Origin of the sequence: Magnetovibrio sp. PR-2, assembly GCF_036689815.1 — a bacterium.
Taxonomy (GTDB): domain Bacteria; phylum Pseudomonadota; class Alphaproteobacteria; order Rhodospirillales; family Magnetovibrionaceae; genus Magnetovibrio.
The window spans coordinates 1-9,999 of record NZ_JBAHUR010000026.1 but is presented as its reverse complement, the minus strand read 5'-3'; the positions used below and the strand labels follow the sequence as shown (position 1 = coordinate 9,999).

General features: G+C 48.4%; 10 protein-coding genes and 2 tRNA genes. 3 read left to right on the top strand and 9 right to left on the bottom strand.

The features are described from left to right. Positions 1-538 (top strand): hypothetical protein (locus V5T82_RS17930; protein WP_332897048.1); only part of this gene is annotated, 538 nt, incomplete at its 5' end. A gap of 227 nt (positions 539-765) precedes the next feature. On the opposite strand, the gene V5T82_RS17925 is transcribed toward V5T82_RS17930, so the two are convergent. The 6 genes from V5T82_RS17925 to V5T82_RS17900 form a co-directional block, all read right to left on the bottom strand. Next, on the bottom strand, positions 766-918 hold the full coding sequence (locus V5T82_RS17925) for a hypothetical protein (protein WP_332897047.1): 153 nt from the start codon (positions 916-918) through the stop codon (positions 766-768). Positions 919-1,104: 186 nt separating this feature from the next. Then, positions 1,105-3,135, bottom strand: coding sequence for a bifunctional DNA primase/polymerase (locus V5T82_RS17920; RefSeq protein WP_332897046.1), 2,031 nt, complete (start codon positions 3,133-3,135; stop codon positions 1,105-1,107). Next, positions 3,132-3,338: a helix-turn-helix domain-containing protein gene (locus tag V5T82_RS17915; protein ID WP_332897045.1), complete on the bottom strand. Its 207-nt coding sequence runs from the start codon at positions 3,336-3,338 to the stop codon at positions 3,132-3,134. The genes V5T82_RS17920 and V5T82_RS17915 overlap by 4 nt, the downstream gene beginning before the upstream one ends. A gap of 89 nt (positions 3,339-3,427) precedes the next feature. Next, positions 3,428-3,886 carry a hypothetical protein gene (locus tag V5T82_RS17910; RefSeq protein WP_332897044.1) on the bottom strand — a complete coding sequence of 153 codons (459 nt, stop codon included), beginning with the start codon at positions 3,884-3,886 and terminating at the stop codon, positions 3,428-3,430. Beyond that, complete coding sequence (locus tag V5T82_RS17905) at positions 3,883-5,127, bottom strand: tyrosine-type recombinase/integrase (RefSeq protein WP_332897043.1); 1,245 nt, start codon at positions 5,125-5,127, stop codon at positions 3,883-3,885. Before V5T82_RS17905 ends, V5T82_RS17910 begins: the two co-directional genes overlap by 4 nt. A gap of 141 nt (positions 5,128-5,268) precedes the next feature. Continuing rightward, a tRNA-Ser gene (locus tag V5T82_RS17900) sits at positions 5,269-5,361 on the bottom strand. Between the two features lie 261 nt (positions 5,362-5,622). Here V5T82_RS17900 and V5T82_RS17895 point away from each other — a divergent pair. Then, entirely contained in the window at positions 5,623-6,555 is a 933-nt protein-coding gene (locus V5T82_RS17895) for a DUF2971 domain-containing protein (RefSeq protein ID WP_332897042.1), read from the top strand. Positions 6,556-6,839: 284 nt separating this feature from the next. On the opposite strand, the gene V5T82_RS17890 is transcribed toward V5T82_RS17895, so the two are convergent. The 3 genes from V5T82_RS17890 to V5T82_RS17880 are packed head-to-tail and all read right to left on the bottom strand — an operon-like array spanning position 6,840 to position 9,207. Beyond that, complete coding sequence (locus V5T82_RS17890) at positions 6,840-7,469, bottom strand: YbaK/EbsC family protein (protein WP_332897041.1); 630 nt, start codon at positions 7,467-7,469, stop codon at positions 6,840-6,842. A gap of 24 nt (positions 7,470-7,493) precedes the next feature. Continuing rightward, positions 7,494-8,135: a glutathione S-transferase family protein gene (locus tag V5T82_RS17885; RefSeq protein ID WP_332897040.1), complete on the bottom strand. Its 642-nt coding sequence runs from the start codon at positions 8,133-8,135 to the stop codon at positions 7,494-7,496. Between the two features lie 40 nt (positions 8,136-8,175). After that, positions 8,176-9,207 (bottom strand): threonine aldolase family protein, encoded by a 1,032-nt coding sequence (locus V5T82_RS17880; protein ID WP_332897039.1) that lies wholly within the window; start codon positions 9,205-9,207, stop codon positions 8,176-8,178. A 187-nt stretch (positions 9,208-9,394) separates the two neighbouring features. Between V5T82_RS17880 and V5T82_RS17875 the strand changes: the two genes are divergently transcribed. Then, a tRNA-Gln gene (locus tag V5T82_RS17875) sits at positions 9,395-9,469 on the top strand. The last annotated feature ends 530 nt before the right edge of the window (positions 9,470-9,999 follow it).

The window sequence follows — 9,999 nt, the reverse complement described above, 5'->3', positions numbered from 1 at the left end:
TTACCATACGATTAGGCGACATCTGGCTCACGACAATCATTCCGAAGTTGTTTGGTGCCTCCTAGTCGGTGGATTTATTGGTTACAAATTCCGAAAGGTCGACTTGCCGAAATTTGGGACACCTCCGAATGCTGTTGTCTTTACGATCATGGGGCTACTCAGAGAAAGAAAAATTCTCCCATTTCCCTTAGATGAATGGAAATGGCGACCGGTTTATAAGTCTACGGGCATCCTTAGCGAGAATTGGCTGCCAATGTATGAAGCTGTTCGCCGGGGATGGACCAAAGACAAGCGCCTAGTCGCTGCAGTTTCAAGTGATCCTATATTCAGAAAAATGCTGGCATACAAAGTAACTTTTTTGAATGAAACGATATTCGACTCATCTCTTTCTGTAGAGGGTTCTGATAGCTACAAAGTCGAAGAGGAAAATATAGAACAGACAATCGACGAATTACTTAAAGTTCTAGGTGAATCAGTTATTAAATTTTCACTCAAGGGATACGATGATCCTGACGAAGAATTGGACGTCGATTTTTGATGTTTTGGGTAGCTGCTGTAATGAGATGCAAGGAGCTAGTGGAGTTCTCAATTCCATAGATCACCTCTCCCCAAACTAGATTCTCATAAACACAAACTATGTAGGATATTGTCGGTCACTGCGCACTGATCTGTGTGGGATAAATTTTCTTATCTATCTGATGTGAATCAGTTTCTAAGATGCAGGATAATTCCATAACGTTTCAATTGGCCATGTCAAATTATGCATCATTTAATAAGCTTCCAATCCTTTGCATTGGGATATTCCATCGCAAGACGATCCATCGCCGTAAACTTACCGCACGTAGCAACTTTGCCGCCATTTGGAGTGCGATAGCGAAAAATTGGAAGGCCTGATTTCTTTCCTTTTTTAACACGCATCAACTAATTCCCTTTTACCTATGGACACTGGACGCCCCTAAAGAGGGGGCGCGTCCATCCATGTCTTGTTTTCAGCATCCAAAATTAGACCAATCCATTAACTATCTGTTTTAGATAATAAATTTGCCCCAATGAACGGATGATATTAATTCATCCAGTTTCCATCCATTCATTTGCGTCAAATCTCTAATCTTCATCGGCAATCCTTTTACGCCACATTGGTTTTCCACGATGCATAATCTTGTAACGGTCCTTAAACCTGACAGCATCAGAACTTTGGCTATTCAGAATATTCCGATTTACCCACACCCGTGCTTTATCATTTGCTTTCCTCTGTCCTTCATCATCAAGCTCTTCGTAATCTCTGTTTATAAGCTTGGCTAATGATCGAGCCAGTTGGCTTGTGGACAACATGCCGCCATCTGCATCTTCAATGATATTTACAAGCGTTTCAAAACTGAGCCTTTTTGTAGCATCGGTTTTGTTAGGTAGAGTGTTGGCGACACGGGAAAATGCCAATGAATTTTTGACAGGCCTCCCTTGCAAAATGATGCCCTTTTCTGCTGGAGCATCCTTTTGCTTTTCCACATTCACTGTCGCCACTCTTGTTTGCTCATTCCCCTTAACATGAATGATAAAATCAAGGCCTGCGGGGAGCGCCGATGCGCCTCTCCCAGTTTTATCTTTCTTGTCCTTACCCTGGCGATGAACGAAAACAAATGTGCAGCCCAAGCTCTGTTGAACAGCTCCAGCAACTCTAAGCACAGTCCCCATATCTGTGTTGGAGTTTTCTTCGCCAGCCATCGATTTAGCAAGGGTATCGCAAAATATGACCTCTGGAGCACCGCCAACATCTTCCGTGAAATTCTCGATTGCATTTGCGATAGCAACCTGACCAGGGACCGTATCAAGAGGAGCTGAGGCACCCGTAATGCGTAAATTCTTTTTAACCAGCGTAAGCTCAATGTTCGGATTGTTTGAAACAGCCGCCAAGATACGTTCACCAAAGCTAACAGGATCACCTTCAGCAGCAATGTAGAGAACACGCCGTGGCTCTGGCACATCATACTGTTTGCATTTGTCATCCGATAACGCAGGCCAGCTTTTACCTGTGGTCAAATATGCAATCTGATCTGCAACAACAAACGATTTGTAATGGCCCCACAGGCCAACGATCATTCCAATTTTTCCACGCCCTATTAAGTTTTGGATATCCCACTCCGGTGGAGGCAAGTTCTCCAAATCATCAAGGCTAAATAACGGTATGGATGCATATGAAGCAGCTTCATTTCCTAAAGCGGCTTGCATTGCTTCAAGAAGTGTCGGCCCTTCAGTCGCCTCTTCCTTGGAATCACGTGATACCACTGAAAACAGCGCCTTTGCTTTAGCCTTCTTATACGCTCCAGTTTTATTTCCTGGTGGACTAGAATTGTAGCTATAGGCATTAGAAATCTTGAGCTCCAAATCATCAGCATCCCAAGGGGGCTCACACCTGTCGTTCCAGTGATCCCACAAAAGATCGAACGCACGCTCCTGACTAATGCCATAGCTCTTACACATCATCGCAGTGGCTATTGTAAGGTTGTCCCCGCCCAGTCCCTCTATTGCTGGCTTTGCCTCTTCCTCAAGCCACTTCACACATTTTTCTACATTCTCGGTGAGATCAGGTTCTATCAACCAAGTATCATGATCCTCGGAGCGCCCATGTACTTCCGAAGTTTTTTCGATCATCCCATCAGTACGATAGGCTGGCTTAACATCACCATCACGAGGATCGACGTCCCATTCATATTTTCCATCGTTAGTTTCTGATGGGGACAGCAATACGTAAGAATTGGATGAACGAACATCAACATGAGGCGCGAGTTTAGAAGCGGATGGTGGTACGATTTCGCCTTCGCCCAACTGAAAGAACTCATGCCGTCCACCACGTGGCGTATATTGCACAAGTTTGGTTTCAGGTACTTCACCTATGTTTTCTTCAAGCTCATCGAATTCATGGCCGGGGTCACAGTCGAGCACTAACATGTTCTGTTCAGCTGGAACAAAACCGATATTCGCATTCGGCCATTTATCCCACCATGCATTGATACGCTTTTGGTCTGTTGTTGCTTTCGTTTGCCAACTCTTGATGTAAGGCGTTTTGTCTTTTTTGCATGGGAAAATAGCCCACCCATGTTTGGCATAACTCAGAGCAGCTTCTTTGAGCTTGCTCATTTGCGCGTCTCCATATTGCGCTCTTGCCAAGCCAAGGCCTCACTATCTGGCACAAGTGTACGATTACCAACTTTGATCGTTGAGATTTTGCCTAGCTTCACCTGCTCATAAAAAAACGTACGCCCAATACCATGCGCACGGCAGAAGTCGTTTACACGCCAATTCACAGGGCGAATGCCATCAAATGCTAGAAAATTTGTCATGTGTTTCTCCAGTCAGCGGCCAACAATGAACGCGCATGAATCAGAGCACACACTGACTAGTGAATGTTGCAGATGATACTTTAAACAAATCAGCTTTTTTTAGAGTGGTATTTTTTCATTTTTGTATAAGCGTTTGTAACAGTGCCTTTACTGACATTAGAAATCTTAGCTGCGTCTTCAATTGCAGCCTCATACCCCCCTGGCCCATACTCATCAATAAGTTGGGCGACCCCAATCCCAACCATTCCATCTCTAACCAACTTCCGCAGTCGATCCTTTGGAGCTCCCTTTTTGGCAGCTCGGCGCTTAGGCACAAGTTGATAAGCTGTTTTCATTTCCTCTCGCGTTCCTGGCGTTAAAACAGCAATCAATGCTTTGCGAAGTATTGGGGTTAGTCGGTCATCAGCCTCAAGCCATTTAAGGAGAGGCTCAACTTCACCATCAGCAAGAAAGGATGCAGCAGCAACATCTCCTGCATATTCCTCATCACAGCCATGGTGTTTCATAAGCAGAAGCATCAAACGTTTCATATCCTCGTCCATACTCATGAGACAGTCTCTCCTATAAAAGCCACGTTGCCTGACTTCTCTTCCTTTACTGCACAGTACTGAGCCCAATCCCGCATAAGGCGACGGCGTTTTTCGAAGAGGTCTCCCCGACGATACGCGGCTTCAACCTTATCCCCCACCGTATGCGCCAATGCCATCTCAGCCACCTCATTGGGATAGTTTGTGCGTTCCGCGCACCAGTCGCGGAAAGTTGAGCGGAAACCGTGAACGGTTAAGTCCCCCCGCTTCATTCCTTTTTTCATAAATTGCAAAAACGCCATGTTGGACAGTGGACGCTTCGATTGCGAGCCGGGGAAGACGAACTCGGACACCTTGAGTTTTTCCATTTCGAGCAAAATCACCATTGCCTCATCTGACAACGGAACCCGGTGCTCTTTGTCAGCCTTCATCCGGTCGGCTGGGATCGTCCAGATTTTGCTTTCAAGGTCGATCTCATTCCAGGTAGCCCCAATCACCTCACCTGTACGCGCTGCGGTCAGAATGAGAAACTCCAGTCCCTTGGCCGAAACGCTATCACGCTTGCGCAAGGTTTCCATAAAGGCCCCGATTTCATCAAATGGCAGTGCGGTATGGTGCTTCGTCTTTTGCACCTTTGAACGAGCGGGAAGCAGATTAGAGATATGCCCTTTCCAACGCGCTGGGTTTTCCCCTTTGCGATATTCCCGCGCCGTTGCCCAATCCAAGATGGCCTCAATCCGGCCACGCACCCGGCTCGCCGTTTCCGACTTGGTATGCCAGATAGGGTCGAGCACCTTCATCACATGGTCGGTATCAATCAACTGTACCGACAAATCACCAAAAACCGGATAGGCATAGGTTTCGAGTGTGGCCGTCCATTGCGCCGCATGCTTGGGATTTCGCCAGCCCGCCTTGTGGCTGGTGATGTACTGATTGGCGCATTCCTTAAAAGTAATGGTGGATATGCTCTCCAGTCGCAGCATTTGACGCTTGGTTTTGCGGTCATCGATGGGGTCTATTCCATCCCTGAGCAGCTTCCGGCACTCTAGGGCCTCTTCTCGGGCATCCTTGAGAGATATTGTTTTAAGGGAGCCCAAGCCCATCTGACGGGCCTTGCCCTCCAGCATATATCGAAACAGCCAGCTCTTCGCGCCAGCCTTGCTCACCTGAAGGTACAGGCCACCGCCATCAGAATAGCGCCCCGGCTTTGTTTCCGAGGCTACCCCACGGGCTGATAGTTTATTTAAAGAATGGTCCGCCATACTACTTACCCCCAACTCTACCCACAATTATAACACGGATTTTGGCGAATGCCAGCGAATAGGTGCGGAGGGTAGAAACGAAAAAACCCCCGGAAAACCGGGGGTTTATCGAACACCTGCGAACGTGCGCAAATGATAATCTGGCGGACAGGGAGGGATTCGAACCCTCGGTACGGGTTTACCCCGCACGGCGGATTAGCAATCCACTGGTTTCAGCCACTCACCCACCTGTCCACAATGATTTCAATGACTTAGAGGGTGCTAATCTCCCCCTAATTTATAGTGCGCAGCAAAATGCGCACTAAATGCCGTCGAAAGCGTGCTTTTAATAGCCAATTATGGTGTTACCTACAAGCTGAAAAACAGGCTTTATCACGCGACCAGTGGATTAATCGTCCACTGGTCCCTGTACTCATAGAATATGTCCATATATGGGAAAGATTTGAGTAGCGTGATAGGCTCTCAGTAGTGGCATAGATAATTATTGGAGACGATATGAGCGAACAAAATATTTTGTGGCACTATTGCTCAAATACGGCATTCAAATCGATCGTAGAAACTCAGGAGCTATTGCTAAACGAAATATCCGAATCTAACGATTACATGGAAGGCAAATGGCTACTTGAACACGTACTTCGAGACGCCTTATTAGAATGCGGAATATCCAGTTTGGACGCCTCTGAATTTTTAAAAAAAATTTATTCTATTAAAGAACGTTATAACGCATTTGCTTTCTGCCTTTCAGAAGAACCAGACCTTCTCAGTCAATGGAGGGGGTATGCTGATGATGGTCATGGAGTTGCAATCGGCTTTAATAAAACCTTTTTAGAAGGATTGTTAGGTGGCAACGGGCCTAACTTATTATCGCAAGTAATGTACACCAAAAATGATCAACTGAATTTGATTGGTGGTAATGATGAGATAATGAAGATCAAAGACTGCCTGGAGAGAGGGGCGTTATTACATGGGCACGACCTGGGAGGGCTGTTAACAGGACCGCCCACAAAAGAAGAAAAAGAAAAAAGGGAAGCCGCATTTAATGACATGTTTACGAGCGTCTTTAGGTTGGCTGCAATGTCGTTTCAGGCAAAAAACCCAGCCTTTGGTGAAGAAAAAGAATGGCGGTTAATTCAGCATAATTTCAAAAAAAGCCAAACAGGCCTCGAGGCTCTCGCTGGCGATTACGATTATTATGACCCTAACCGACAGGACATCACTCTTAGAGCGTCACGAGAAAAAATCACCCCCTCAATTCAGTGCAAACTTCCGTTAGCTGAAATGCCATTAGCAAGGGCTTTATTGCCCGCCATTCAAGAAGTAAAGCTGGGACCTAAAAACCTCACAGACATCAAGACAATAAAGTTTCTTGTTGCAAAGAATAAGATGGGAGCTCCAAAAATCACACGCTCTGACGCAACCTATCGCTGAATAATAAAATCCTCTGGTAAGCACTGCATCATAAAATATTGCAGAAAATGCATTGAGCGAAAGCGCGCACCGCTCAAAATGCGCAGTTAGTGCGCAGTTATTTTTGACTTTTTAAGTTATTGATTTTATTGCTGAATTTGGGTTGCTTGAAATTTTAGCAATCCACTGGTTTCAGCCACTCACCCACCTGTCCACGGTGACGCCAAAGCGGGCTTTGACGGCTGTTCGGTGGCTCCGAACGCCCCTTTCATAAACGTCTATGGGGCTGGGATCAAGCAGGTATTTTAGGTCTGTTTCACACGCTTGGGAATCGATGCCGACGCTTGGCCGATCTCTTTGGATTTGGGCTTCAGTTCGGGCTCAGCTTCCCGGTTGGCTTCAAGCTTCACTTCAGGCTTTTGGGGGGCCGAAGTCTCGGTCTTTGTCGGAGCTTTCGCCACGGCATACGACACCATGCCGTCGGTGATGGTTTTGAGTTCATCCGCCGTGGTTTCAAACACAACGTGGGTGTGACCCGCAGCGACATAGAGCTTGTCGTGCTTTTTCAGTGTCCCGTCGATGGCGATGGGCAATGGGGCCATCAATCCTAGGGGCGCGACGGCGCCGAACTCAAACCCGGTTACAGCCCGGATCAAGTCTTGCGCCGGGCTGACCACATCGCCGTCTAGGCCAAAAACCTTGGGCAATTGATCGGGTTGGCATTCATTTTCGGCGGAGACAAAGGTCAAAACGTACCGTGGCCCAATGGTGAAGACCTTCGTTTTAACCACAGCCCCAACCTCAACGCCCAAAGCTTCGGCGGCGTCAGCAGCCGTGCGTGCGGTTGAGGGGAGCTCGCGGATTGTATCGGGAAGCTCCAATTCCAACAGCGCTTTGCGCACCCGTTTGACTGTATCGCGTTCTAGATTGCTCACGTTTCGTCTCGCTTTTCGTTCACCTTAGGCCTGGGGCGGCGGGGTCGGCACGTTCATACCCGCTTCCACAGATTCGCGTGCGGACACTTTATCATACCAGCGCTTCACATGGGGATAGTCGGCCAAATCGATCTGATGGAACGGATGGCGGTCCGCCCACGGATACGTGGCAATGTCGGCGATGGAAAACACGTCGCCCGCCATAAATGCGTTATCCGCCAACTGCGCATTCAACACTTTATATAAACGCGCCGTTTCGGCGCCGTAGCGTTTTTTGGCATAAGGCACGTCTTCTTTGGCGAATTTCAAGAAGTGGTGCGCCTGACCCAGCATCGGACCGAAGCCGCCCATTTGCCACATGAGCCACTGCATCACAGCGTAGCGCTCAGCCCCCGAAGTCGGCAACAAGTCTTCGCGTGCGCATTTTTCCGCCAGATAAATCAAAATCGCACCGGATTCAAACAGCGCCAAAGGCTCGCCCCCCGGACCGTCTGGATCGACGATGGCGGGAATCTTATTGTTGGGGCTGATTTTCAGAAAATCCGGAGCAAACTGGTCGTCCTTCATAATGTTGATGATGTGGACGTTATAGGCCAGCCCCACCTCTTCCAACATGATAGAGGCCTTTTTGCCGTTGGGCGTTCCAAAGGTGTAAAGATCGATCATCAACGCACTCCCATCTCGATTTGATCTCGATTGCAGTAGCTTAGCGGCTCAACGCTTCAATGTCATCGGCTAAGCGGTCCACCGTTTCCGGGCGCAAATCCCATGCGCACATGAACCGACATACCCCGTCACCGATGAAGGTATAAAACTTCCAGCCTTTGTCCCACAGGCCGTTACGCACAGGTTCCGGCAGCTCGACAAACACGCCGTTGGCTTGCGGTTCGAAAAGGATTTTCGCACCCACCACGTCTTTGATGCGGTGATACAGCCGTTGCGCCATGGCGTTTGCGTGGGCGGCGTTTTTCAGCCACACATCGTCCTTCAGCAAACCCAGCCAAGGTGCAGAAATAAACCGCATTTTGGACGCCAATTGTCCGGCCTGCTTGACGCGGTATTGGAAATCTTGGGCCAAGGTTTTGTTGAAAAAGACCACCGCCTCGCCCACCGGCAGACCATTTTTGGTGCCGCCAAAGACCAACACGTCCACGCCCGCGCGCCACGTCACATCGGCCGGGCTCACACCCAAATGCGCCACGGCGTTGGCAAAGCGCGCGCCGTCCATGTGTATATATAATGAGTGCCGCTTGGCCATGGCGGCAATGGCACGGATCTCTTCGACGGTGTAGACGGTACCAAGCTCGGTAGCCTGGGTCAGCGACACAGCCTTGGGCTTGGGGTAGTGCATGTCCGTGCGTTTGGTCGCCAGATGCTCAATCTCGCCCGGGGTCAGCTTGCCGTCTTGGCCGGGCGCGGTGAGCAGCTTCGATCCCCCAGAAAAGAATTCCGGCGCGCCACATTCGTCGGTTTCGATGTGGGCTTTTTCCAAACAGATCACGGAATGATAGGACTGGCACATGGCGGCCAAAGTCAGGGAATTGGCCGCCGTGCCATTAAACACAAAAAAGACTTCGCAATCCGTTTCAAACAGCGCGCGGATGCGGTCGCACACCTTTTGCGTCCAACTGTCGTCGCCGTAGGATATTTCATGCCCGGTTTCGTTGGCGCGTACAAAAGCCTCCATGGCTTCTGCGCAGACGCCTGCGGTGTTATCAGATGCAAATTGCTGCTCCATTGTGCCTTTCCTTATCGTTTTTGCCCTTAGGGCGCCGATTTTGTCACACGCTCCGCCCCAAGGTGTCTTAATTCTTGTGTATTTTCAGTATTTAAGAAGAATTCCCAAGAAAGCATCATTTTTATGTCATTCCCCCTTGCACGAAAAAGCAGAACCGCTTATTTTCCCCTCCGCAACGCGAAAATAATGGGGCGTAGCCAAGTGGTAAGGCAACGGCTTTTGATGCCGTGCATCGTAGGTTCGAATCCTACCGCCCCAGCCATTATAAAAAAGCTCGTAAACACAGGTTTACGGGCTTTTTTTCTGCGTACTATAGTACCTTAAATCGCTGTTTTCTGCGGTTTTGGCAAAAACGTACTTTTTAATCGTTTTAAAACAATGGCCTGTAAAGCACCTTCATGTGTCCCAACTTGCTACGCGTAGCAACTTTGGTTTGGAAAAAAGTTGCTACGTAGCAAGCTTATGTCCGATTTCTGTTATTTGCACAGGGAGGTATTGCCAACCAATCAACCTGTCATTGGCCGCATTTTGAGCATGCTTGGGTGTTGGAGGATAGGAGCATAGCTTAAAGGTAGCGCACCATTATCCAGGTGCTCCGTTCGCGCTCAGTATCGATTTGAGAGTGTCAGGCTGAACGAATCAACACCGCGATGATCAGGAAAATATGTTTGGAAATAAACGTCCGCTGCCAGAGGCAAAGCGGGCATGAAAATCTTCTCCAAAACACGGGGAAAGTTGACCCGGGGCAGTCATTCATGGGGCTGTATGCTGTTATCCTTATTCTTAATTGGT

Coding starts and splice junctions, on each gene's coding strand:
- V5T82_RS17925 (WP_332897047.1), bottom strand. CDS start 918: ATGCGTGTTAAAAAAGGAAAGAAATCAGGCCTTCCAATTTTTCGCTAT.
- V5T82_RS17920 (WP_332897046.1), bottom strand. CDS start 3,135: ATGAGCAAGCTCAAAGAAGCTGCTCTGAGTTATGCCAAACATGGGTGG.
- V5T82_RS17915 (WP_332897045.1), bottom strand. CDS start 3,338: ATGACAAATTTTCTAGCATTTGATGGCATTCGCCCTGTGAATTGGCGT.
- V5T82_RS17910 (WP_332897044.1), bottom strand. CDS start 3,886: ATGAGTATGGACGAGGATATGAAACGTTTGATGCTTCTGCTTATGAAA.
- V5T82_RS17905 (WP_332897043.1), bottom strand. CDS start 5,127: ATGGCGGACCATTCTTTAAATAAACTATCAGCCCGTGGGGTAGCCTCG.
- V5T82_RS17895 (WP_332897042.1), top strand. CDS start 5,623: ATGAGCGAACAAAATATTTTGTGGCACTATTGCTCAAATACGGCATTC.
- V5T82_RS17885 (WP_332897040.1), bottom strand. CDS start 8,135: ATGATCGATCTTTACACCTTTGGAACGCCCAACGGCAAAAAGGCCTCT.
- V5T82_RS17880 (WP_332897039.1), bottom strand. CDS start 9,207: ATGGAGCAGCAATTTGCATCTGATAACACCGCAGGCGTCTGCGCAGAA.